Genomic DNA, 22,067 nt, shown 5'->3' with positions numbered 1-22,067 from the left:
AACCTAAGTTTACAGAAGGTAATCCAAGTGTACCAATGGATGACGATGTTCCAGCAACATTTGAAGATGGTTCAACAACTAAGGTAATTCCAGGTGAAGGAACATACACAGTAGCACCAGACGGAACTGTAACCTTCGTACCAGAAAAATCATTCACAGGAACAGGAACAGGCGTGACTGTTAAACGTGTAGATAAGAATGGTACACCAGTAACAGCTAAGTACACACCAACAGTAACACCAGTAACACCAACAGCAGAACCAGCTACAACTATTGGACCTAAAGGTAAAGAACAGTCTGGTAAACCAACATTCAAGGAAGGTGATAGCCGTGTTCCAATGAATGATGATGTTCCAGCTACATTTGACGATGGTTCAACAACTAAGACTATTCCAGGTGTTGGTACTTACACAGTAGCACCAGACGGAACAGTAACCTTCAAACCAGAACCTGAATTTACAGGAACAGCTCCATCTGTTACAGTTGTTCGTGAAGATATGAACGGAACAAAAGCTTCTGCAACATACACACCAACAGTAACACCAGTTACTACATTTGTAGATAAAGAAGGTAAAGCAATTCCAGGATATCCAACAGAAGACGGTGAAAATCCTAAGAAAGACATTCCAGGATACCGCTTCGTAGAGACTAAGAAACTTCCAAACGGCGACACAGAACATGTCTACGAAAAAGTGAAGACTAGTCACAAGGATAAAGACGGAAATGAAATTCCAGGATATCCAACAGAAGACGGCGAAAATCCTAAGAAAGATATCCCAGGTTACCGCTTCGTTGAAACTAAGAAGTTGCCAAACGGTGATACAGTACATGTCTACGAAAAGATCACAACAACTCATGTTGACGAAAACGGAAACCCAATTCCAGGATATCCAACAGAGGATGGAGAACAACCTAAGAAAGATATTCCAGGATATGAGTTTGTGAAGACTGTTGTAGATGCAAATGGTAACATCCAACACATCTACAAGAAAGTTGTAACTCCAGAAAAACCAGAAGCTCCAGTTAAACCAGCTCCAGCTAAGGAAAATGCTCCTCAATTGCCAAATACTGGTACTGAAGATCATGCTAGCCTTGCAGCTCTTGGTTTAGTAGGTGTCTTGAGTGGATTTGGACTTATCGCTCGTAAAAAGAAAGAAGACTAATCAACTCTGTAAAGTAGTGGAAAAGTCACCTTTCTAATTAAAAACTAGTACATCCAAAGATGTACTAGTTTTTTATCGTTTTGCTTTGTGGCTTGTTTTAAGGATAGAACTATGCTACAATCTTGTAAAATAAACAAGGATATCAAGATATGAAAAGTGAATACCAAAAAATGATTGCGGGAGAACCCTATCACCCGTTCGATCCAGAACTTCGTGCTCTAGCACAATCAGCACGACAAAAGCAAGCTTCCTTTAATGAAGAAGTCGATCCAGTAAAAGGTATGGAAATCATCAAAGGCTGGTTTGGTTCAACTGGTGAAAATCTCTATGTCAATACTCGTTTGGTAGTGGATTATGGTGTCAATATTCATTTGGGAGAAAATTTCTATTCCAATTGGAATCTGACCATGTTGGATGTTTGTCCTATTACCATTGGCGACAATGCTATGATTGGTCCTAACTGCCAATTTTTAACACCCCTTCATCCACTGGATCCAGATGAACGAAATTCAGGTTTAGAATTTGGGAAACCAATTACAATCGGCAAGAACTTCTGGGCAGGTGGTGGGGTTATTGTCCTTCCAGGTGTTACACTAGGTGATAACGTTGTTGCAGGAGCAGGAGCTGTCATTACTAAATCTTTTGGTGATAATGTAGTTCTGGCAGGCAACCCAGCACGAGTTATCAAAGAAATTCCAGTCAAAGAAAATTAAAAGAAACAGCGAAATGCTGTTCTTTTTTGTACCATAAGCAATGATTATTAAAGAAGTTCGGATGGGCTTAAGAAAACTTTCAGAAAAAGTTTAGGCTTCTTTTAGGAAAGTCCCGTAGACTAGGATCATGTAAATGAAAAATGAGGAAATGAGCATGAAAGCAAAAAAATGGACATTCTTATTAACGAGTATAGCAACTCTAGCACTGGTAACAGCTTGTACCCAGTCAACTTCAAATACAACAGCTAGCAATACTGCGACAACGAAAACGACATCAACTACAGAAGCTAAGAAAACTAGCTATTTTACAGACAAGGACTATGATACTTCTTATGATGAAAAGACAGCAGCAACTGTAACCTTGTCAGGATCAACAGCGAAGGTATCAGGTGACGGAGTTGCCGTATCAGGATCTACCGTTACAATCTCTAAGGCAGGAACCTATGTCATATCTGGTCAATCCGACGGAGTTCAAATTAAGATTGAAGCCGAGAAGACTGATGATGTACATATTGTTCAAAAGGGTGTGACCATGACCAATACCAATGCAGCTATTTCCGCTACATCAGCTGGCCATGTTTACCTAACTCTAGCAGATGGCACAACCAATAGCCTCTCAGATTCAGCTACTAATAGTGACGAAAAAGCGGATGCAGCCCTCTTCTCCAAAGTGGACTTGACCATCAACGGTAAAGGAACTCTCAATGTAGACGGCAAGAAAAATAATGGTATCAAAGCCAACGATACACTTCACATCACGGGTGGGACCTACAACATCACAGCAGTTGGAGATGCCTTTAATGTCAATGATGAACTCAACATTACCGGTACAACCATGACTATCGACGCCAAGGAAGACGGAGTTAAGGTCGACAATGATGAAGATACTTCTGTTGGAACCATGTATCTCTCTGACAATACCATCACTGTTACTGCTGGAGATGATGGTATCCACGCATCAGGTGATTTGGTTATTGATAGTGGTACCTATACCGTTAAGAATTCTACAGAAGGGCTTGAAGGTAAGTCAATCACTATCAACGGTGGAGACATCACCATATACTCAACAGATGATGGTGTCAATGCGGCCAACAAAAACGCCCAACAAAGTGAAATCTTCTTTACTATGAATGGTGGGAATTTAACCGTTGAAGTTGGTCAAGGGGACACGGATCCAATTGACTCAAATGGTAACATTACTGTTACGGGAGGAACCATCAAAATGACTGGTCAAACTGGTTTTGACTTTGATGGAACAGCGACTTACACAGGCGGAGACATCTATTTCAATGGTGAAAAACAAACTGAGATTGTCAATTCGATGCCTGGAGGCGGAGGAGCACCTGGCGGTGGCCCTCAAGGAAATGGAGATCCTGGTGGACGACCATAAAAGAAAATCTCCTTTCTCGAAAGAGAAGGGAGGTTTTTTCAATTTTCAATTTTCTACTTAACAAGTGAGTGTTCACTCACTATAATAGTCTCATGGTCATAAAGTGAGTGCTCGCTCACCTAGGAGGAAGTAAATGAAAACATTGCTACATTTACAAGATTTAGAAAAATCTTTTGGTCGTCAAATGGTCTTAAATCATGTTGGTTTTGAATTACAGGCAGGAGAAATTATTGGCTTAATCGGTCCTTCAGGTTCTGGCAAATCGACCATGATTAAAACCATGTTAGGGATGGAAAAGGCGGATGCGGGTATCGCTTTAGTCTTAGACCGCACCATGCCCAATCGTCATATTCTGAGAGATATCGGCTATATGGCCCAGTCCGATGCTCTTTATGAAGCTTTGTCAGGACAAGAAAATTTGGAATTTTTCGGTCAGCTAAAAGGTCTTTCCAAAAAAGACTTAAAGGATGAAATTGCCCATGTGGTTCAAGTGGTAGATTTGACAGAACACTTAAATAAGGTCGTAGCTGGTTATTCTGGAGGTATGAAGCGACGCTTGTCACTAGCCATTGCGCTTTTAGGAAATCCGCAACTCTTGATTTTGGACGAACCGACAGTTGGAATTGACCCTTCTCTTCGAAAGAAAATCTGGCAAGAGTTGATGGCGCTTAGAGACAAGAGGGTAGGGAACTTGGTCACAACTCACGTTATGGATGAGGCAGAGCTGACAGATAAGGTCGGTCTTTTGTTAGGCGGGAAAATCATTGCCTTTAACACCCCAAAAAATCTCAAAGAAAGTTATGGTGTGTCAAGTATTGAAGAAGTCTTTTTGAAAGCCGAAGGAGAGTAAGATGAGAACCATTGCCATTGCAAAAAAAGTCATAAAAGAATTGCTTCGTGATAAACGAACGCTAGCCATGATGTTTGTGGCCCCAGTCTTCATTATGTGGTTGATGAACCTTATGTTTTCAGCTAGCACAACCGTGAATATTAAACTAGCGACACAAGATCTCCCAACTAGTTTGGTGACGAAAATGGATGATTTGGACCATGTTAATGTACAGACTTACAATAATCTCAATCAAGCGAAGAAAGACTTGGCTGATGAAAAAGTAGATGCGGTGGTTTCTTATAAAGATGGGGAATATCAGGTCGATTATGCCAATACAGATGCTTCTAAAACATCTACGACTCGACAAGTATTGCGGACTAGTATCGCTAGTGAAGGAAGTAATCAATTACTGGCTCGTGTTAAGCAAGTTCTCCCGCAGTTGAATTTGGAGGTGAAAGCGCCAGAAATCAAGGAGTCCTACCAGTATGGTGATGAAAATACAAGCATTTTTACAAGTATGATCCCAGTTTTGATAGGCTTTGTAGTGTTCTTCTTTGTTTTTTTGATTTCAGGTATGGCACTTTTGAAAGAACGCACCAACGGTACACTAGAGCGTTTATTAGCAACACCAGTCAAACGTTCTGAGATTGTTTATGGTTACATGTTGTCTTACGGTCTCATTGCGATTCTTCAAACAGCAGTCGTAGTCCTAGTAGCCATTTGGTTATTAGATGTAGAAGTTGTCGGAAATCTATTTAATGTTATAATAGTTAATGTAGTACTGGCTCTTGTTGCATTAGCCTTTGGAATTCTCTTATCCACCTTGGCCAAATCAGAATTCCAGATGATGCAATTTATTCCTCTTGTGATTATGCTGCAGCTCTTTTTTTCAGGGATTATTCCATTGTCATCTATGGGAGACTGGGCTCAAACGGTAGGAAAATTTTTGCCATTGACCTATTCTGGTGATGCGATGAGTCAGATTATTCTTTACGGGCGAGGACTTGGGGAAGTTTTACCTAATATCGGTGTTTTACTACTTTTCCTTGTCGCTTTGACAGTTCTCAATATTGTAGGTTTGCGCCGTTACCGTAAAGTTTAAAGATGAATACAAAAAAGCAATAAGGTATGAATGTTAAATGGATAAGACTATTTTTGAATCGTTTGAAGATTATTTAGAGGAAGCAGATTATCCTCAAGGGAAGAAAAAAATCATGCGGTCAGCAGTGGATCTCATGTCGACCAAGGGATATAATGGAACTTCGACTCTTCATATAGCGGAGCATGCTGGACTCAGTCAGGCTACCTTGTTTAAGTATTTTAAAACGAAAGTCGATTTGTTAACGGCTATTCTACACCCTGTAGTTCCAGGACTCTTCGGAAGTTTTTTTGACGAGCTTTTAACTTTTGAAACGACAGAAGAAAAGGTACATTATCTCGTCCACAATCGCATGACCTATCTCAAAAAAAATCGTGCCTTGATGAAAATTATTTTGCATGAAATATTCTCTAATAAGAAACTGAGAAATGAACAGATTTTTATCTGGAATACTATCCAGGATAAACTACTGGCACTCCACAAAGAATTGCTTACCGATCCACGTATTAATCCTGAAATCACAATTCCTCAAATGGTTCGCATTTGTGTAGGCCCCTTGTTAGCTTACTTCTCTCAACTATATATTGTTGGTGATAATGGCGAAATCAGGGAAGAGGACTTAGACTTGTTAGAAAAACAAATCTTAGGTGGATTGTGGAAATAGGAGTTTATTGTAATCATATTTCTTGAATAGAACACAAAAAGGACATAATTTGCTTGATGTCCTTTTGTTGTTGGATTTAAAATTTTTATTATAATTCTTCAATCACCTGGCACAAAGTCTCTACATCTTCCTTTCGAGTGGACCAGGAGGTTGCAAAACGAATAACGGTATACTTTCCCCAGAAGGAGAAGAGGACTTTCTCAGAGAGTTTTTCCATCTGCTTTTTTGTCATCAAGCAAAAAATCTGGAAACAGAAGATTTTATTCATACCTTACCTGGTCAAGATACGGACCAAGACCGCTTAATCAAGAAAGAAGGACACACTTTGCAGACACGATTCACAACCAAGGACGGCTTTACGACCTATCAGATGGTCAAGGCTGGTCTAGGAGTCAGCTTCAACCAAGCTATGATTGCAAGAGACTGGAAAGAAGAAGTGGTGCAAGTTCCGCTCAGTCCGAAGCGCTTCGTTTCCCTTGGGATGGCCCTCCCTAAAAAAGAAAAGATATCTCCAGCTGTCCAACGGTTTATGGATTGCCTCGAGCAATGGATGGTAGAGTTTTTGAAATAGAGATTGAAAAAGGCCTAATCAGATGATTAGGCCTTTTTCAGGTTAGTCTTTCTTTGTTTTACGAGAGAGGCCAAAGGCAGCACCCATGCTAAGAAGACCAAGGCCAAGAGTTGTCAAGGCAGTTGAGGTCTTGCTTCCTGTATTTGGAAGACTTGCTTCTTTTTGAGGAAGAGCTGCTGGTGCGATATAGACTGCGGTTTTGGCAGGCTCGTTTTTAGCAGGTGTGAATACGGTCGGTTTTGCAGGCGTTTGGATGCTAGGAGTTTGTGGTTTTGCTTTTGCCACACGGTGGGTTTTTGAGATCAACTCATACTTGTCTGTTTGTACCTTGAAGACACGACCTTTTTGGACGGTTTCAACGACTTTATTGGCAAATTGAACGTTCAACAAGTCAGCAAAGTTTTTGTTAATATTTAGGTAAAGACCATTTGTCCCATTGACCAATGAATCAAAGTCTTTTTTGTCAAATGTTGTACCAACCACTGTCAAAGAGATACCGGCATCTTGAAGGGCCTTTAGTGTCGCTTCTTTGGTTGGTGTATCTTTTGTAAGATCAATGTCTTCGTCTGTGATCAAGAAAGCAAAGCGATGATTGTTTGCTCCAGTCCCCCAGTTGTAGTCCGCTGAAGTAGCGATGTGGTGCAATGGAACAGTAGCATTTTCATCAGCACCACCGGTTTTGATAGTTTTCAGGGCAGAAATGAAACTTTCTGGATCAGTTGTGAATTTTGATCCGTTAAAATCATGGTATTTCGTATGCTCTGAGTCTTCATATTCAACCAATCCCAAGCGTGCTTGGATATTTTTTGCAGATAAATTACGGACGAATGTCTCAACATTTTTCATCGTATCATTGATGTGGGAATCCATTGAGAACGATTTATCAATGACAAAGACGATGTCGGATGTTCCTTGAACTTCTTTTTTATTGACCACATCGGCTTCTTTTGTAACTTCGACTAGGCTTGTTTTGTTGACGGTTTCAGTTGTTGTCTCAGTGTAGTCAGCTGTTTCTTTGGTTGATGTAGCTGTCTTGGTAGAAGAGACTGGTTTTGAAGTGCCAACAGGTGTGTCTTGATCGGCTAAGCTAGTCGTTTTGATGGTTGCTGTTGAAGTAGTGGTTGTATCTGCACCGTCTGTTTTAGCAGATGGGCCAGTTTTTTTTACGTCCACAGCGATAACATCGCCAGTTTTTGCTTTATCAGCAGGAACAACTGGTGTATTGGCTTTGGCGTTGATTTCTTCTGTTGCAGCCGTGATAGGTGATTTTGCGGCTGTAGTAGCCGCAGGAGCAGCTTGGGTTGTGCTAGGAGTAGCTTGGGTTGTGCTAGGAGCAACGTCATCAGCTGAAACAATAGTCGTTCCTGTGAAGATCGTTCCTAAAACAACGGATGCTAAAGTTAAAGTTTGTTTACGTGAAATAGTAAATTTTTTCAAAATACGTCCCCTTTTTAATAAAGTTTTTTCTATTATACAGGTTTTTGAAAAACTTGTCAACGGTATAATAATCAAGGGTTTTGCCGACCTTTATATCCCTAATTATTGATAAAAAACCGAACAAGAAAAATATTTACAAAATAATTTAAATAAACAAAGTGTGCAAAAGAAAATAGGATTCCCACAAATTTGCAGGAATCCTTATTTTATCGGCATTTCTACTATATTTTTTAGTCGTAAAAAATACTAGCTAGTCACTTTATTTATGTTTCTAAATCAGGACATAGGTTTCAACCGCTTTAAAAACCTAATAATTTAAAGAAAAAATTCTTATCCCTAGCATTATTACAAGCTTGGAATAAGAGTTTTTAGGATATTAGGACGAGAAAGAATTATTCTCCATCTTTTTTAAAGATGTTTTTCACGCCAGATACTGCACCTTCGACAGCTTCTTTAGCATCTTCAGCAACTTCTTTAGCTTTTGAAGCTACCTTTTCTGCAGCTCCTTCTGCTTGAGTTTTTGTATCGCCAGTTAGTTTACCAAAACCTTCTTTAACAGAACCTTTAGCTTGGTTGAATTTTTCTTCGATTGACATGGGGGATACCTCCGTTAATTTTTTGTATTATCTAAATTACATCAGATACTAATTTAAGTATATACCCTTCTCTGCTAAAAAGCAAAAAACTGATACGAAAAGTATCAGTTTATTTTTTTAATAGGTTACAACATTCAATTGACCTTTATCATATTCAGCAATAAAGATATTTGAGACTTCTTCGAAACCTTCTTCTTTCAATTTCTCAGTTAGCCACTCCTCGGATTTGCCAATGGTTTCTAAGATTTCAACTTGGACAACACCATCTGTAATCACTGGGTACTTAGGATTTTCGTCACCCATTCTTACGACAATCAGCTGTCCATTTTGCTCAATCACAGCTCTCTTGACATCCTTCAATTGGAAAATTCCTTGAGCGCGTAGTTTAAGAGCAACATCAGCAGCTGCAAGACCTTTTGAGCGGCAGGCTTCAGGATCTAACTTACCATTTTTAATGATAATAGTTGGTTTCCCGTCAATTAAGTGTTTGAAAAAGGAAATATTGGTATTCAACCATTTAAGGAGCAGGATGAGAATAGTCCAGATGATGAGGATAACAATGTATTGGATGATAGTGATGGAACTATTGTAGATAACCCCACCGATAATACCCCCGAGAACAAAGTTCTGGATTTGATCTACTGCAGAACTTGGTGCTAAATTTCCTTTACCTGTTACGTTAATAACAAAAACAAGAGAAAGTAGCCCCAAGGCTAATTTAATTGCAATTGTAGCAAAAAAGCTTATCATTTTTCAACCTCCACGAGTTCCACATCTGATTTATAGAGTTCCATCTTTTCTAATAAATAGCTATCTTGGTCAGTCCCACTAATGGCACGATAAAAATTGTCACCTACTTTAATAATCGCCCCATCAGTCACTGCTGATGTGTTGACATAAACATTTTTCTTATCAACACCTAACTCTTTTGATACAATTTCGATGAAGTGCAAGGAACTACGAAATTGATTATCATTGGATTGGTTGTTTTGAAGATTCGTAATGCTAATCAATACAAAAGCAATTAACGTCAAAATAGAAATGAGCGATAATTCACGGAACTTACTCCCTCTTTTATCTTTGAAAGCCTTAAATGCAAAGAATCCAGTCACAATCACTAAGAGCGTCGACACAATAATCATGACCCAATCCTGTTGACTGATTTGGCTTAGAACATAGTCGTATGAATAGAATTTCATAAGATTTCTCCCTTTTTCAAATTCAATCTATTATAAACTAATTCCTAAGTTTTAGCAATTTTGTTAGTAGAGGAAAAAGCATTTAATTGTTGTTTCCTACTTAAGATAAGTTTTTCTCCCATCTTGACTTTCGTTTAGCTTTTGTTATAATAGTACAAATTTAGAGGGGGTGCTCTATGATTCAAAAACACGCTATTCCTATTTTAGAGTTTGATGATAATCCTCAGGCAGTCATTATGCCGAATCACGAAGGCTTGGATTTACAGTTACCAAAGAAGTGCATCTATGCATTTTTGGAAGAAGAGATTGACCGCTATGCTCAGGAAATAGAAGCAGAGTGCGTAGGGGAGTTTGTTTCTGCCACTAAAACCTATCCAGTTTATGTCATAGGCTACAAAGGCGAAAAAGTGTGTCTAGCCCAAGCTCCTGTCGGTTCTGCTCCTGCAGCTCAGTTTATGGATTGGTTGATTGGCTACGGTGTGGAGAAAATCATCTCTACTGGCACTTGTGGCGTGTTAACGAATATAGAAGAAAATGCCTTTCTGGTTCCAGTCTGGGCCCTGCGTGATGAAGGAACTAGTTACCATTATGCGTCACCTTCTCGTTATATGGATGTTCATGTAGAAGCGATTTCTGCTATCGAGCAGGTCTTGGAACAACTATGCATTCCTTATGAAGAGGTTATGACTTGGTCGACAGATGGTTTTTACCGAGAAACAGCTGAAAAAGTTGCCTATCGCAAGGAAGAAGGCTGTGCAGTTGTGGAGATGGAGTGCTCCGCTCTTGCGGCAGTAGCCCAGCTTCGAGGGGTCGTTTGGGGTGAGTTGCTGTTCACGGCTGATTCATTGGCAGATCTTGATAACTATGACCAGCGCGATTGGGGCGCAGAAGCTTTTGACAAGGCCTTAGAACTCTGTCTTGAAATTGTTAGTCATATGTGACTGCTTTAACTGTTTTATGGTACAATGTAACTATGTTATTCAAATCATTTTCGGAAAAAATAAACACGACCTTGGGGCGTTTATCACCTGCTCGTCGAATTTTTTTAAGTTTTGCTTTGGTTATTTTCGCAGGCTCTCTTCTTTTGAGTCTGCCATTTGTGCAAGCAACAAGCTCCCAAGCGACCTATTTCGACCATCTCTTTACAGCAGTATCTATGGTCTGTGTGACAGGACTCTTTACTCAACCAGTAGCTACTACATATAACATCTGGGGTCAGTTAATCTGTATGTTTTTGATCCAGATTGGTGGTTTGGGTCTCATGACCTTTATAGGGGTCTTTTATATTCAAAGTAAGCAAAAGCTAAGTCTTCGTAGCCGTGAAACAATTCTGGAGAGCTTTAGTTATGGAGAAACTCAGTCTTTAATGGTTTTCATACGTTCGATTTTCTTGACGACTTTTATCGTTGAAGGGCTCGGAGCCTTCCTGTTAAGTTTTCGTTTTGTTCCGGAATTTGGTTGGGGCCGAGGAATTTTTACCTCTATCTTCGTAGCTATTTCAGCTTTCTGTAATGCTGGTTTTGATAATTTTGGAAGTACAAGTTTAGTAGCTTTTCAAACTGATCCTTTGATTAATCTAGTGCTTGCTGCTTTGATCATCACAGGCGGTCTAGGGTTCATGGTTTGGTTTGACCTGGCCACGCAGTTGAGCAAGAAAAAACGTCGGCTTCGCTTCCATACCAAGTTGGTTCTCTTCTTGACAGCTGGAATTTTATTTACTGGAACAGTTTCAACCCTCTTGATAGAGTGGAACAATCCGGGAACGATTGGCAATCTCAGCATCCCTGATAAATTGCTAGTCAGTTTCTTCCAAACAGTTAGCATGAGAACGGCGGGTTTTGCTTCTATTGATTTTACTCAGGCTAGGCCTGTTACCTTGATGATCTATATTTTGCAGATGTTTCTCGGTGGGGCGCCTGGTGGAACAGCCGGGGGGCTTAAAATCACAACCTTTTTTGTATTATTAGTATTTGCACGCAGTGAGCTTTTAGGCTTGCCTCATGCCAATGTAGCTCGAAGAACAATTTTACCTCGGACAGTCCAAAAATCATTCAGTGTCTTTATTATCTTCTTGCTAACTTTCTTGCTGGGCTTGATCCTGTTAGGGGTAACCGCAGAGGGGAATCCGCGCTTTATCTACATCATGTTCGAGACAATTTCAGCTCTTGCTACGGTCGGAGTAACTGCAAATTTGACACCAGAGTTAGGCAGATTAGCTCTTAGCATTATCATGCTACTGATGTTTATCGGACGAATTGGGCCACTGACTCTATTAGTTAGTTTGGCTGAGTATCAACCAGATAAGAAAGATATGATCCACTATATGAAAGCAGATATTACCATAGGATAAGAAAGGATAAACTATGTCAGATCGGACAATTGGAATTTTAGGTTTGGGTATTTTTGGAAGTAGTGTACTTACTGCTCTCGCTCAGCATGATATAAATATAATCGCCATTGACGACCATGAGGAGCGAATCAATCAGTTCGAACCAGTCTTGGTACGTGGAGTTGTTGGAGATATTACCGATGAAGAGCTCTTGCTCTCAGCAGGAATTGATACCTGCGATACAGTTGTGGTGGCAACTGGAGAAAATTTAGAATCTAGTGTGCTTGCAGTCATGCATTGCAAGAGTCTAGGAGTACCAACTGTTATTGCTAAGGTTAAAAGCCATACAGCAAAAAAAGTCCTTGAAAAAATTGGCGCAGATTCAGTCATCTCACCAGAGTTTGAAATGGGGCGCTCATTGGCACAGACTATTTTATTTAATAACAGCGTTGATGTTTTTCAGTTGGACAAAAATGTCTCTATTGTTGAGATGAAAATTCCACAAACGTGGGCAGGTAAGAGTCTAAGTGAACTTGACCTTCGAGGACAATACAATCTCAATATTCTTGGTTTTCGTGACTATGAAAATGCTCCCTTGGATGTTCAGTTTGGGCCGAATGACTTATTAAAACCTGATACCTATATCATGGCGGTGATTAATAACCAATATTTGGATACCTTATCTAAATTTAACGAAAAATAAAATAGATAGAAAATTCTCTTTACAAATGCAGTATTTCATGGTACAATAGCCTTTGTGTGAAATAGCAGCAGGAAAGCATGAAGCTCGTCAACAGGTGTCTTATAACAAGTAACCTTGGCTGTTTAGGCGAAGGGCATCTGCACGAATCAGGGCTTTCTAAGTGACTATTTCCGCCGAAATTATATTTATATTAGGAGGACATACATATGTCACGTTATACAGGACCATCTTGGAAACAAGCTCGTCGCCTCGGCCTTTCACTTACAGGTACAGGTAAAGAATTGGCACGTCGTAACTACGTACCAGGACAACACGGACCAAACAACCGTTCTAAATTGTCAGAATACGGTTTGCAATTGGCTGAAAAACAAAAACTTCGTTTCACTTACGGAGTAGGTGAAAAACAATTCCGTAACTTGTTCGTACAAGCTACAAAAATCAAGGGCGGAATCCTAGGTTTCAACTTCATGCTTCTTTTGGAACGTCGTTTGGATAACGTAGTTTACCGTCTTGGTCTTGCGACTACTCGTCGTCAAGCTCGTCAATTCGTAAACCACGGTCACATCCTTGTTGACGGAAAACGTGTTGATATCCCATCATACCGCGTAACTCCAGGTCAAGTAATCTCAGTTCGCGAAAAATCATTGAAAGTTCCAGCAATCCTTGAAGCGGTTGAAGCTACTCTTGGACGCCCAGCATTCGTATCATTCGATGCTGAAAAATTGGAAGGTTCATTGACTCGTTTGCCAGAACGTGATGAGATCAACCCAGAAATCAACGAAGCACTTATCGTTGAATTCTACAACAAGATGTTGTAATATTTTATTGGATAAGATAGGCTGTAAAGCCTTGAAACTAAGCACTCTAGGCCTCTATTCTAGAGTGCTTTTTTTGATTTTACTACCCTTTTAGTTACCCATAACTAATTTTAGGTATAGTAATAGGGTAGCTCCAAAACGGAGCACCCTTTTTTATTTATAAATTGCTGATAGCTGCCTCGAAGATTGAGACGGCTTTTTTTGCACCCTCTTTGGTAGCATGGACATAAGTATTTAAAGTCATTGAGATATTAGAGTGTCCTAGTCTATACTGTAAATCTTTTGCCTCTATGCCAGCGTATAGCATGATCGTAGCGTGAGTATGTCTGAAACCATGGAAACTAATATCAGGAACGCCAGCAGCTTTAAAATGGACTTGTAGCCTCTTTCTCAGTAAGCAAGCGTAGGCGTATTTTGTGGTAAAAGGAGTAAAGACAATACTCACAGACCGCCCTAGTTGCCATGCCTGGATTTGTTGGCGCTTTTTATATTCCTTAAGAAGTGCTACTGTAGCTGTATCGATGTCAATCTCTCTTAGTCCTGATTTAGATTTAGGCGTGTTTGTTTCCTGGTATCTATTCAAAGTCTTAGAAATACTGATAATGCCTTTTTTAAGATCAATGTCAGACCACTCAAGAGCTAAAGCCTCTCCTATACGGCAACCACTAGCAAGCAATGTCTTATAAAGAACGTAGTCAAAGAAATTTTCATAGCTAGACAAGTCTAGGTTATCCAGGTAGTCTAAAAACTGTTTAAGTTCCTGGTTGCTGAAAAATTTGACTTTGTGCTCTTTATTTTGTTGCTTACGTGGGATAATGACATCTCTAGCTGGGTTGTGTTGGATCGCTTGCATTGTAACTCCATACTGGAGAATACGGCGATTTATATTGTTTAGAAAGCTATAGTTTGCATATGCCCCTTTTTCGCCCTTATTGGCCTTGTCAGCCCACTTATTGACTTGTTGCTGAATAATGGGAGTAGTAAGTTTATCTAGCTTGTAATCGCCAAAAACAGGCAAAATATGAATTCTTACGATACCCTCCATAGTTTGCTGAGAGTTAGGCTTAATTGTATTCTTGTAACTCTCCCACCATAAAGCGACTAGCTCTCTATAGGTTGTAATGGTTGGTTTTTCCTTTACGCTATATCCATTAGCTGCAAAAGCATTGACAGCCTCTCTAGCTTTGATTTTAACGCCCTTTTTAGTGTTGGCCGTGACTGTTGTCCTAGCCTTTTTCCCTGTAAGTTTATCAACGCCTAAATAAACACTTGCACGGTACACTGTAGCACCGTTTTTCTTTTTGTATTCTGTAATATTCATAGTCATACCTTTCTAACATCAGTAAGCAAGTATGGGATTTAGTTAAGTATTTATGAATATTGTTTTTATATGGTGCTGAGAGCTACGAGAATAGCCCTATTTTCGTTTGTTTTAGGTGTGATGATAAATTGTACCACTAATCTATAAAATCGCTTAGAGAGCGTTTTAGAGGTTATTTGCTTTGTTGAAATCTTCTAAGGCTTTCAAGTCTTTGGCGTAAGCTAATAGTTTTTGTTTGCTATCTTCTGAAAGTAACTCTATCAAATCTCTTAATTCTGAGTGAGCAATGGAATATCCTATTATTTCAGGGATAGGAACTTCGAAGTATTCTTCTAATTTTTCTAACTGTTCAGCTGAGTAACTACCGTGATTATTCTCCCATTCTTTTATAAGTTCTAAAGGGATAGAAGTCTCTTTTGAGAGTGTTTCTTGGGTTATACCTTTTTCTTTTCTTAGTTTAGGTATATTACACTCCCAAGAAAGGTGTTTAATAGGTTCTTGATACCCATAACCAAGTAGTATAGGAACAGATACTCCTAACAATTTTGCTAACTCTTCTGCTTTATTAGGCTTAATATCTGTTTCTAAGTTTTCCCATCGTGAGACAGTTTTTACAGATATATTGAGCTTATTTGCTATGTCTAATTGAGACAAGCCTGCTTTTTTTCTAAGCTCCTTAAGTTTATTTTTTATCATTTTGTTGCTACCTTTCAGAAACGATTATAACACAAAAGGAGAAAAAAGACAAAAAAGTCTGTTTTTTTAAATAAAATACTTGACAAAGGACAAAAAAGTCTGTATTATAAACTTGAAAACGGACAAAAAAGTCTGTTTAGAAAGGAGGGCAATATGTTTATTTCAACGGAATTAGCTGAAAAGGTACGTGTTAAACGTGCTAAAGTTCAGCAGACAAAAAAGGCTGTAGCTGAGGAATTAGGTATTAAACCACAAACCTATACCAAAGTTGAAAATGGAGACTATGACGCTCCTAAGCGTATCTATGAGGCAGTCATGAACTGGCTAGTAGAAGATTTATAAGATTTCTTGCTACCTTTCACTAAAAGAAATCTGAGCAACAAAAAAAGCCTAAACAGTCGGCAAACTAGCAAGGCTTTTCACTTAAACAACTAAAACCAAAATAGCAAGTATGGGATTTAGTTAGGTATTTATTTAATTATATCACAAAATAGTGATTTGTGCCCAAACGAGAGAGCACTAACTCTTTAAACTGGTTCTTATTCATGCTTTCAATTTGGCGACTCAGAGCATGAATAAGAGTGGCAGGAAAGGCATTAAAAAGGTTCTATGACTTTTTCCCAATTTTGGAAGAAAGTCCTGGAGCAACTATACAAATAAAATATAATTGAGGTAAACAAGATGACAATAACAAAAGAAACATCAAGCCAACAAGTCCTGTTATCAGCTAAGAAAATAGCAGAATTAGGGAACGAATTAACCGATATCATGAACATTTTAAAAATGAGTAACCTAGCTCTTGAGGGACTAGAGTTTTCACTACAGGAAGATACAACCACATTCTTATGGCTTGCTAAAAAATACATCGATACAGCATACGCCCAAAATGAAAACCTATGTGACCGTCTAAACGAAATATCCTTTTTGCTTTTGAACAATGACAACGCTAAAGAGCTGGAGGCGCAACATGAATGAATTAGATATAACCAATACACAGGCAATCATTCTACTTTTAGCTATCGGCTTATTATTCCTTTGTTTAAATCGAATAGAGAGGCATAAACGCGATTTTTTAAAGCAGACAACAGAAACACCTAGCAAAGATTTAAACCCTTGCTATGGGCGTTATATTCAGCTTGCAAGCGAGAAAAACAATTAGAAAGGGGTGTAATATGCAACTATTATCAAGAGAGGCAGAGCTTGAGCTATTGGAAAAAGTGGGAGACCACTTAGAGAAAAGGCTTGAGCTTGAGCAGCAACACAATGACGGCTGGGATTTAATCGCTAGAGCTGATTTACTAGCTAAGCTAGGAATTAGTGGGACTACGTTGAATAATTGGGAGAAACACGGTTTAAAGCCGTATCAATCGCCTTTTGAAAACAGCAAGAAAATTTATTATCGCAAAAGTGATATATACAACTTTCTTGCAGTAGACTAGGGGGTAAGCGTGGGAAATAGAAGAATGATAAGCAAGACGATAACCCAAACTCAGAGATTTTTAATGTTACCACTAGAGGCGCAAGCTCTATACTTTCACTTAATTCAAAACTCAGATGATGATGGGATAGTAGAGGCTTTTCCTGTTGTTAGGATGATAGGAGTTAGTGAGGATAATCTGAGATTACTAATAATCAAGGATTTTATAAGGCCTCTAAATGATGAGATGGTTTATTTTATTGTGGATTTTCATGAACAAAATACAGTTAGAAAAGATAGATATAGTCCTAGTATCTATAAGCATTTATTAGAAAAACCACCTGAAGAATTTACTGGTTTACCAAGTGACAACCAAGAGGAAACCGTAGGTTTACCCAATATAAGTCAATATAAGTCAAGTCAATATAAGTCAAGTCAATCTAGGTCAAGTCAGAAAGACGAGGACGAAAATCCAATCTTTGAAAAATTAAAGTCTGCTTTTGGTCAAATGTCAGTCAATGGGACAATGATGGAAGAAGTGAGAGACCTGCTAGAAATCCACGGTAAAGAGCTAGTTATCTATGCTCTTGAGGTAACTATCCTGAATGCTGGTAAGTCAATTAGATATACCAGGTCAATTCTTTCAAATTGGCAGGGGCTAGGACTTAAAACAGTAGAGCAAGTTAAGCAGCATGAGGAACAAAGGCAAAAGCTGAAACAGTCACCTAAACAAGCTGAGCCTACTAGCCGTGAAGAATGGCTAAAAACACGAACAGAGGAAAACCCATTTTAGGAGGGTATGCAATGGAAGATAAATTTGAGCAATATAACAACAGAAAAATTAGTGACAAGGTGTGTGAAGTGCACCACGTTAATTTTTGGCAAATTTCAACACCTATTAGAGGGAGCAAGGAACGGAACACACAAGAGTTTTGTCCTGAATGTACACAGGAGCTAATAGAAAGACAAAAACAAGAGACGGTGGCCAATGAACTAAACGCTGTGACATATCTGAAAACCTACAATGTCCTTATGCGTGACAGTACAATGCCTAGAGAGCTGAAAGAGGCTAGTTTTGAGAATTTTATAGCTGAAACAGCCGAAGAAAAGCAACTACTGGAGTTTGCTAAAGGACAAGTGACTAAATACCTAGACGGTATGACAGGGAATACCTTATTTACAGGATCTACAGGCATAGGGAAAAGCCATTTAAGCGTTGCTATTGCTAAGGCTATAAACGAGGGCTACAAGGCCAAAGGAGAGCCTAAAAGCGTGCTATTTGTCAATTTAACAGAAATCCTTAGACGAGTTAGAGAGAGCTTTAGCTCTCCTACTAGCCTAGAGGGACACTACTCAAGAATGTTAAAAGAGGTTGATTACCTGGTACTGGATGATTTAGGTATAAAATCAGATAGCCTAAACAATAAGGGTAAGTCTGCCTGGGAAGAAGAGTTTATCTTTGATATTCTCAGCAACAGAGAAAAAACCATCATCACTACAAACTTGAGTAGCTCAGAAATCGCTAGTATGTATAGCGACAGAGTGGCCAGCCGTGTCAGAACAGGTCTAGAGGGTAACTTTTTCAAGTCATTCACGATTAAGGATAAACGATACTCAATTAGCAGCCTAAAAGATAAAGTCGCTCAAGGCTATTACTCAAAAAAGAGTAACAGCTCAAAGATGAGTATGCACTGGGTGCAGGTGCACCCTTAAAAGGTGCAGGTTTTGCATTCCAAAAATGGAACTCAAAAAAGCTCAAAAATGAGCTAAAGTACACTAAAAAGGGTAGTAAAAAGCGTTGAATAGTTGAAAATATCAGTTATATCAACGCTTTAGGGCTACAAGTATTACAACATTTACTTATCTTTCAAGCTATTAGTCATTTTTGCTTAACAGATTTGTGACTCAAAAATGAGTAGCAAACAAAACTAATAACGCTGATACAGGAACCGAAGACTTTTCGACATTTTTGTCGCTCAAAGCTAACCCATTTTAGGGTTAGCTTACAATCGTACCTGTTTGTACACTTGTTGTAGCGTAGTTATAACTACAGGCCAAACTATTTAATGTTTACGGGTGTACCTGTAAGTACACCTGAACTAGAGGGGGTTTAATATGGCACTAAATGCAGAACAACTTAAAAATATGTTAGATAAAGGGTTTGTTTTATTCTCAAAAAATGGTATAATTAAGTCAGCCAAGTTACCAGAGTTTGGTAGTCTAATCATCAAAACACAAGATGGTAAACCCATTCAAAAGGAAACTAGGCAAAAAGAAAAAATTTAGCTGCTGACTAGAAAACTAGAGGCATGATATAAGAGTTTAAACACTCTTTGTCATGTCTCTTTTTGTTTTAGTCAAAGCAAAAAAGAAAGAGGTATAATACCATGACACTACAACAACTTAAGGCTCAAATTGATAGCCTAGGAACTTATAAGCAACAAAAGATTGAAGCTTATGGAGCAATGCAAAAAGACCTTGCTGAGAAAGTCAAAAAAGGGCTTATGTATCAGTCTGAGGCAGAGCTACGCTTGAAGAACTATAAGCAAGAGGCAGAGCAGCATTTGAATGCTGAGTATGCAAACATTCTAGCTAAGCTGGACAGTATTGAAAAGACAGAGCTAGAAAAAATCAAGTCAGAGTATGAACCAGTGACGGCTGATACAGTCGCTGAGTTGAACTTGTTGAGCACGATGAAAGTATCAGAGCAAGAGTTAGTAGGCTACCTGGAGAAATACAAGCGCAGCCCATTGGCTATTAAGAAACTGCATGAAATCGGAGCAGCTAATAATATTGCTTTACCTAGCTATATTCTGAAAGAGGATAGATTAACTGAACTATTAAAGCTATTCAAGCAGCATGCTGAGTTTTATCACGATACTCCAATTATTGACAGCCTAGGCTCTGCTAGTGACCTAGCTTTCACGCTAGTTTTAGCCTATGAAAACATGGATGAGGCCTTGAAAAATTACTCTAATCATTTTGATACAGCTTTAGGGCTATCTTAAGGCTTATAAAATCAGTTTAAAGTGTATCAGTGATAAAATACCTGGTACACTTTTTAGGACTGTTTACAGAGCGTTTAGAGCGTTATATAGTGGTGCTTTTTTCCAAACGAACACCGATAAGAGGGGGACAAGATGGAGAGAGATAACTTAGGTAGGTTTTTACCAGGCAACCAGGTAGCAAAAGGCAATAGAGGCAACAGGCAACCTAAAACTGGCAATAAAAACGCCTTTAAGCATGGGCTACGCCAAACTTACACAGGCCTTTTACCTAGTAGAAGTGGTAGCCTTTCAATCTATAAAAACGGGGTATATTTAGGCTCTTTACATAAGAAATACTATCACATAACAGAAAAGGGCGAGATAATGATAGACGTACAAGTAGTACAACGCCTAATAGATGTTTGTGGATTGCCAGAAAGTCTTTTCGGAGATCCTGAGTACGTTGAATACTATGAGTAATGTCCGTTTTTGGACTTAACTAAAACAAAAAAAGCCAAGACACTCTCTGTCTCAGCTATAATCTCAATAATATTATTATACCACAAAAGGAGGTCAAGGCATGACACCAGAGCAGGTAAAAGAAAAACTAGAGGGCGTCAAGTGGATCAATAAAGAAATAGAGAGCTTATATTTGGAGCTTGAAGCTCTAGAAAGTGGCATTATCAAAAAGCAAGAACTGAGCACTACCAGAGTACAAACAAGCAGGGTAAATACAGCAGAGAATAATCTTATAAGTGTTCTAAAACTAAAAGAGGATATACTACAGAGAATTGAACGCCTTACTAAGGAAAGAATGGAAGTATCTGAGCTAATTGATAAGCTGATCAATTCTTTTGAGCGTTCTATTCTGAGGCTTTTTTACTTGAATGATCTCGACGCTTGGGAGGTTGCTGAGGAAATAGGTAAATCTACATCCTCGATCTATCGGGCGAAACAGGCAGCTATAGAAAACTTAACAGGTATAGTAAATGGGGATTGATTTATACCTATGTTAAAACCCTAAGATTACCCTAAGGTAACATCTTTAAAAATAGCAAGATTTTAGCAAGGTACAGGGCTTTTTTAGAACCATAAAACGGTAAGGTTACGGTAAGGTATCGAAGTTTTCTAATGGTGAGGTTTTGGTGAGGTTGTGTATTTAAAAATACTAAGGTTTTACTAAGGTACAAGAGTTATGGTAAAATTAAGGTAGAACAATGACTGTAAAGCAAAGAGTTTGAACTAAGGGCAGGAGGAATGCAATGAAACTCTGGGAATTTAACCGTACAGATGTAGTTATCACACTTAAAGATGGCGTGGTAGTTAGAGGATTTGTAGAGGACTATTGTGACGCCTTTGACAATGCAGAGGAGATGGACTCCTTACTTGTAGATGTTGATGGTACTCTTTATGAGTATTTTGAGGATGAAATTCTTAGCATTTCAGTAGCATAGTGCTTGGAACAACCTAGGCACTCTTGCCTGCCTTGTTTGGAAGAAAACACTACGGAAAAGGATTTAGATTTATATGGCAATATTAGATGATTTACAAGCGTTATATGATAACGGTTGGGACGCCTCTTTTGTCTACAAAGGACAAGACTGTGCTATCTTACCCAATTCTACAACAGATATACAGGTCTCTATAGGAGCTAAAACGTATGTAGTATCCTCTCTTGATGACTTAATAAACCTATATATTGACGGCCAAAAATTGTCAGATGTCATGTCTAAAACAGAGGTACAGTATTATTAAAATAAAAAGCACCTATAACAGGTGCAATTTACTTGCTTACTGAACTCATCAATTTAATCCCCTTTTAGTTACCCTTTGTGTTTTCTCTACTTATTTATAAATAATAAACTTTGGTAAAAACAGGGTAAAAAATAGAGCAGGCTTAGGCCTGTTTTTATGTACTCTATAATAGGAAGATAACAAGATGCTTTAATTTTAAGAAATATCTTACAGAAAGCCTACAACAGTGGGCTTTTTTCTTTGTAAAAAACAAAAAATAAGAAAAATTTATCTCAATATCTTGACAAGATTCAAAAAGTAGGTATAATAGAAAGAGTTGAAAAAGCTCAGGGTCCGTTGGTCAAGGGGTTAAGACACCGCCTTTTCACGGCGGTAAC

General features: G+C 38.7%; 29 protein-coding genes. 23 read left to right on the top strand and 6 right to left on the bottom strand.

Translation table 11 applies throughout. From position 1 onward, the window contains the following. The 7 genes from M1F91_RS08395 to M1F91_RS08365 all read left to right on the top strand — a co-directional run. A partial coding sequence (locus M1F91_RS08395; RefSeq protein ID WP_247913345.1) for an LPXTG cell wall anchor domain-containing protein occupies positions 1-1,163 on the top strand: 1,163 nt, incomplete at its 5' end. A gap of 149 nt (positions 1,164-1,312) precedes the next feature. Next, positions 1,313-1,876, top strand: a complete 564-nt coding sequence (locus tag M1F91_RS08390) for a sugar O-acetyltransferase (RefSeq protein ID WP_247913344.1) — start codon at positions 1,313-1,315, stop codon at positions 1,874-1,876. Positions 1,877-2,030: 154 nt separating this feature from the next. After that, positions 2,031-3,266 (top strand): carbohydrate-binding domain-containing protein, encoded by a 1,236-nt coding sequence (locus M1F91_RS08385; protein WP_247913343.1) that lies wholly within the window; start codon positions 2,031-2,033, stop codon positions 3,264-3,266. Positions 3,267-3,399: 133 nt separating this feature from the next. Beyond that, positions 3,400-4,116, top strand: a complete 717-nt coding sequence (locus M1F91_RS08380) for an ABC transporter ATP-binding protein (protein WP_247913342.1) — start codon at positions 3,400-3,402, stop codon at positions 4,114-4,116. Position 4,117: 1 nt separating this feature from the next. After that, positions 4,118-5,200 carry an ABC transporter permease gene (locus M1F91_RS08375; protein WP_247913340.1) on the top strand — a complete coding sequence of 361 codons (1,083 nt, stop codon included), beginning with the start codon at positions 4,118-4,120 and terminating at the stop codon, positions 5,198-5,200. A 37-nt stretch (positions 5,201-5,237) separates the two neighbouring features. Then, positions 5,238-5,861: a TetR/AcrR family transcriptional regulator gene (locus tag M1F91_RS08370; protein ID WP_247913338.1), complete on the top strand. Its 624-nt coding sequence runs from the start codon at positions 5,238-5,240 to the stop codon at positions 5,859-5,861. 106 nt (positions 5,862-5,967) lie between these two features. After that, entirely contained in the window at positions 5,968-6,432 is a 465-nt protein-coding gene (locus tag M1F91_RS08365) for a LysR substrate-binding domain-containing protein (protein WP_348982810.1), read from the top strand. Positions 6,433-6,474: 42 nt separating this feature from the next. On the opposite strand, the gene M1F91_RS08360 is transcribed toward M1F91_RS08365, so the two are convergent. From M1F91_RS08360 to M1F91_RS08345, 4 genes are all read right to left on the bottom strand, one after another. Further along, positions 6,475-7,869: a vWA domain-containing protein gene (locus M1F91_RS08360; protein ID WP_247913336.1), complete on the bottom strand. Its 1,395-nt coding sequence runs from the start codon at positions 7,867-7,869 to the stop codon at positions 6,475-6,477. 392 nt (positions 7,870-8,261) lie between these two features. Then, positions 8,262-8,465 carry a CsbD family protein gene (locus tag M1F91_RS08355; protein WP_000020982.1) on the bottom strand — a complete coding sequence of 68 codons (204 nt, stop codon included), beginning with the start codon at positions 8,463-8,465 and terminating at the stop codon, positions 8,262-8,264. 117 nt (positions 8,466-8,582) lie between these two features. Next, the gene (locus M1F91_RS08350; protein WP_049503388.1) at positions 8,583-9,215 is read right to left on the bottom strand and encodes a DUF421 domain-containing protein; all 633 of its coding nucleotides are present in this window, start codon (positions 9,213-9,215) and stop codon (positions 8,583-8,585) included. Then, positions 9,212-9,664, bottom strand: a complete 453-nt coding sequence (locus M1F91_RS08345) for a DUF3290 family protein (RefSeq protein ID WP_006147789.1) — start codon at positions 9,662-9,664, stop codon at positions 9,212-9,214. Before M1F91_RS08345 ends, M1F91_RS08350 begins: the two co-directional genes overlap by 4 nt. Before the next feature lie 176 nt (positions 9,665-9,840). Here M1F91_RS08345 and M1F91_RS08340 point away from each other — a divergent pair, with 176 nt between their 5' ends. The 4 genes from M1F91_RS08340 to rpsD all read left to right on the top strand — a co-directional run bounded on the left by M1F91_RS08340 (position 9,841) and on the right by rpsD (position 13,514). Next, positions 9,841-10,605: a nucleoside phosphorylase gene (locus M1F91_RS08340; protein ID WP_247913334.1), complete on the top strand. Its 765-nt coding sequence runs from the start codon at positions 9,841-9,843 to the stop codon at positions 10,603-10,605. Positions 10,606-10,637: 32 nt separating this feature from the next. Further along, complete coding sequence (locus M1F91_RS08335; protein WP_247913333.1) at positions 10,638-12,014, top strand: potassium transporter TrkG; 1,377 nt, start codon at positions 10,638-10,640, stop codon at positions 12,012-12,014. A 13-nt stretch (positions 12,015-12,027) separates the two neighbouring features. Next, on the top strand, positions 12,028-12,696 hold the full coding sequence (locus tag M1F91_RS08330) for a TrkA family potassium uptake protein (protein ID WP_247913331.1): 669 nt from the start codon (positions 12,028-12,030) through the stop codon (positions 12,694-12,696). 206 nt (positions 12,697-12,902) lie between these two features. Next, complete coding sequence (gene rpsD / locus M1F91_RS08325) at positions 12,903-13,514, top strand: 30S ribosomal protein S4 (protein WP_004253981.1); 612 nt, start codon at positions 12,903-12,905, stop codon at positions 13,512-13,514. A gap of 157 nt (positions 13,515-13,671) precedes the next feature. Here the strand turns inward: rpsD and M1F91_RS08320 are convergent, their stop codons facing one another. Then, positions 13,672-14,835 carry a site-specific integrase gene (locus tag M1F91_RS08320; RefSeq protein WP_247913329.1) on the bottom strand — a complete coding sequence of 388 codons (1,164 nt, stop codon included), beginning with the start codon at positions 14,833-14,835 and terminating at the stop codon, positions 13,672-13,674. A 165-nt stretch (positions 14,836-15,000) separates the two neighbouring features. Then, the gene (locus M1F91_RS08315) at positions 15,001-15,531 is read right to left on the bottom strand and encodes a helix-turn-helix transcriptional regulator (protein WP_247913328.1); all 531 of its coding nucleotides are present in this window, start codon (positions 15,529-15,531) and stop codon (positions 15,001-15,003) included. Between the two features lie 153 nt (positions 15,532-15,684). Here M1F91_RS08315 and M1F91_RS08310 point away from each other — a divergent pair, with 153 nt between their 5' ends. The 12 genes from M1F91_RS08310 (at position 15,685) to M1F91_RS08255 (ending at position 21,690) form a co-directional block, all read left to right on the top strand. Continuing rightward, positions 15,685-15,873, top strand: coding sequence for a helix-turn-helix transcriptional regulator (locus M1F91_RS08310; RefSeq protein ID WP_247913326.1), 189 nt, complete (start codon positions 15,685-15,687; stop codon positions 15,871-15,873). A gap of 339 nt (positions 15,874-16,212) precedes the next feature. Then, positions 16,213-16,506: a hypothetical protein gene (locus M1F91_RS08305; protein WP_247913324.1), complete on the top strand. Its 294-nt coding sequence runs from the start codon at positions 16,213-16,215 to the stop codon at positions 16,504-16,506. After that, a complete protein-coding gene (locus tag M1F91_RS08300; protein ID WP_247913322.1) occupies positions 16,499-16,690 on the top strand; it encodes a hypothetical protein in 192 nt (63 codons plus the stop codon). Before M1F91_RS08305 ends, M1F91_RS08300 begins: the two co-directional genes overlap by 8 nt. 13 nt (positions 16,691-16,703) lie before the next feature. Then, a complete protein-coding gene (locus M1F91_RS08295; protein WP_247913321.1) occupies positions 16,704-16,970 on the top strand; it encodes a DNA-binding protein in 267 nt (88 codons plus the stop codon). Between the two features lie 9 nt (positions 16,971-16,979). After that, the gene (locus tag M1F91_RS08290) at positions 16,980-17,741 is read left to right on the top strand and encodes a DnaD domain protein (RefSeq protein ID WP_247913320.1); all 762 of its coding nucleotides are present in this window, start codon (positions 16,980-16,982) and stop codon (positions 17,739-17,741) included. An 11-nt stretch (positions 17,742-17,752) separates the two neighbouring features. Further along, complete coding sequence (locus M1F91_RS08285; RefSeq protein WP_247913318.1) at positions 17,753-18,661, top strand: ATP-binding protein; 909 nt, start codon at positions 17,753-17,755, stop codon at positions 18,659-18,661. Between the two features lie 402 nt (positions 18,662-19,063). After that, entirely contained in the window at positions 19,064-19,234 is a 171-nt protein-coding gene (locus M1F91_RS08280) for a hypothetical protein (protein WP_247913317.1), read from the top strand. A gap of 101 nt (positions 19,235-19,335) precedes the next feature. After that, the gene (locus M1F91_RS08275; RefSeq protein WP_247913316.1) at positions 19,336-19,956 is read left to right on the top strand and encodes a hypothetical protein; all 621 of its coding nucleotides are present in this window, start codon (positions 19,336-19,338) and stop codon (positions 19,954-19,956) included. 132 nt (positions 19,957-20,088) lie between these two features. Continuing rightward, a complete protein-coding gene (locus M1F91_RS08270) occupies positions 20,089-20,415 on the top strand; it encodes a hypothetical protein (RefSeq protein WP_247913315.1) in 327 nt (108 codons plus the stop codon). A 100-nt stretch (positions 20,416-20,515) separates the two neighbouring features. After that, positions 20,516-20,935, top strand: a complete 420-nt coding sequence (locus M1F91_RS08265) for a DUF1492 domain-containing protein (RefSeq protein ID WP_247913314.1) — start codon at positions 20,516-20,518, stop codon at positions 20,933-20,935. 262 nt (positions 20,936-21,197) lie between these two features. Continuing rightward, positions 21,198-21,389, top strand: a complete 192-nt coding sequence (locus M1F91_RS08260; protein WP_247913313.1) for a hypothetical protein — start codon at positions 21,198-21,200, stop codon at positions 21,387-21,389. 73 nt (positions 21,390-21,462) lie between these two features. Beyond that, positions 21,463-21,690, top strand: coding sequence for a 16S rRNA processing protein RimM (locus tag M1F91_RS08255; RefSeq protein WP_247913312.1), 228 nt, complete (start codon positions 21,463-21,465; stop codon positions 21,688-21,690). Positions 21,691-22,067 lie beyond the last annotated feature (377 nt).

Source organism: Streptococcus sp. oral taxon 431, assembly GCF_023110115.1.
Classification (GTDB): domain Bacteria; phylum Bacillota; class Bacilli; order Lactobacillales; family Streptococcaceae; genus Streptococcus.
This window is presented reverse-complemented; position numbering and strand designations above follow the sequence as displayed.

What these genes read in the sequence shown, in the direction of transcription:
- M1F91_RS08270 (WP_247913315.1), top strand. Translation starts at nt 20,089, where the DNA reads ATGGAGAGAGATAACTTAGGTAGGTTTTTACCAGGCAACCAGGTAGCA.
- M1F91_RS08285 (WP_247913318.1), top strand. Translation starts at nt 17,753, where the DNA reads ATGGAAGATAAATTTGAGCAATATAACAACAGAAAAATTAGTGACAAG.
- M1F91_RS08350 (WP_049503388.1), bottom strand. Translation starts at nt 9,215, where the DNA reads ATGATAAGCTTTTTTGCTACAATTGCAATTAAATTAGCCTTGGGGCTA.
- M1F91_RS08310 (WP_247913326.1), top strand. Translation starts at nt 15,685, where the DNA reads ATGTTTATTTCAACGGAATTAGCTGAAAAGGTACGTGTTAAACGTGCT.
- M1F91_RS08295 (WP_247913321.1), top strand. Translation starts at nt 16,704, where the DNA reads ATGCAACTATTATCAAGAGAGGCAGAGCTTGAGCTATTGGAAAAAGTG.
- M1F91_RS08300 (WP_247913322.1), top strand. Translation starts at nt 16,499, where the DNA reads ATGAATGAATTAGATATAACCAATACACAGGCAATCATTCTACTTTTA.
- M1F91_RS08260 (WP_247913313.1), top strand. Translation starts at nt 21,198, where the DNA reads ATGAAACTCTGGGAATTTAACCGTACAGATGTAGTTATCACACTTAAA.
- M1F91_RS08320 (WP_247913329.1), bottom strand. Translation starts at nt 14,835, where the DNA reads ATGAATATTACAGAATACAAAAAGAAAAACGGTGCTACAGTGTACCGT.
- M1F91_RS08275 (WP_247913316.1), top strand. Translation starts at nt 19,336, where the DNA reads ATGACACTACAACAACTTAAGGCTCAAATTGATAGCCTAGGAACTTAT.
- M1F91_RS08265 (WP_247913314.1), top strand. Translation starts at nt 20,516, where the DNA reads ATGACACCAGAGCAGGTAAAAGAAAAACTAGAGGGCGTCAAGTGGATC.
- M1F91_RS08355 (WP_000020982.1), bottom strand. Translation starts at nt 8,465, where the DNA reads ATGTCAATCGAAGAAAAATTCAACCAAGCTAAAGGTTCTGTTAAAGAA.
- M1F91_RS08280 (WP_247913317.1), top strand. Translation starts at nt 19,064, where the DNA reads ATGGCACTAAATGCAGAACAACTTAAAAATATGTTAGATAAAGGGTTT.
- M1F91_RS08340 (WP_247913334.1), top strand. Translation starts at nt 9,841, where the DNA reads ATGATTCAAAAACACGCTATTCCTATTTTAGAGTTTGATGATAATCCT.
- M1F91_RS08335 (WP_247913333.1), top strand. Translation starts at nt 10,638, where the DNA reads ATGTTATTCAAATCATTTTCGGAAAAAATAAACACGACCTTGGGGCGT.
- M1F91_RS08305 (WP_247913324.1), top strand. Translation starts at nt 16,213, where the DNA reads ATGACAATAACAAAAGAAACATCAAGCCAACAAGTCCTGTTATCAGCT.
- M1F91_RS08370 (WP_247913338.1), top strand. Translation starts at nt 5,238, where the DNA reads ATGGATAAGACTATTTTTGAATCGTTTGAAGATTATTTAGAGGAAGCA.
- M1F91_RS08380 (WP_247913342.1), top strand. Translation starts at nt 3,400, where the DNA reads ATGAAAACATTGCTACATTTACAAGATTTAGAAAAATCTTTTGGTCGT.
- rpsD (WP_004253981.1), top strand. Translation starts at nt 12,903, where the DNA reads ATGTCACGTTATACAGGACCATCTTGGAAACAAGCTCGTCGCCTCGGC.
- M1F91_RS08345 (WP_006147789.1), bottom strand. Translation starts at nt 9,664, where the DNA reads ATGAAATTCTATTCATACGACTATGTTCTAAGCCAAATCAGTCAACAG.
- M1F91_RS08315 (WP_247913328.1), bottom strand. Translation starts at nt 15,531, where the DNA reads ATGATAAAAAATAAACTTAAGGAGCTTAGAAAAAAAGCAGGCTTGTCT.
- M1F91_RS08330 (WP_247913331.1), top strand. Translation starts at nt 12,028, where the DNA reads ATGTCAGATCGGACAATTGGAATTTTAGGTTTGGGTATTTTTGGAAGT.
- M1F91_RS08375 (WP_247913340.1), top strand. Translation starts at nt 4,118, where the DNA reads ATGAGAACCATTGCCATTGCAAAAAAAGTCATAAAAGAATTGCTTCGT.
- M1F91_RS08255 (WP_247913312.1), top strand. Translation starts at nt 21,463, where the DNA reads ATGGCAATATTAGATGATTTACAAGCGTTATATGATAACGGTTGGGAC.
- M1F91_RS08390 (WP_247913344.1), top strand. Translation starts at nt 1,313, where the DNA reads ATGAAAAGTGAATACCAAAAAATGATTGCGGGAGAACCCTATCACCCG.
- M1F91_RS08385 (WP_247913343.1), top strand. Translation starts at nt 2,031, where the DNA reads ATGAAAGCAAAAAAATGGACATTCTTATTAACGAGTATAGCAACTCTA.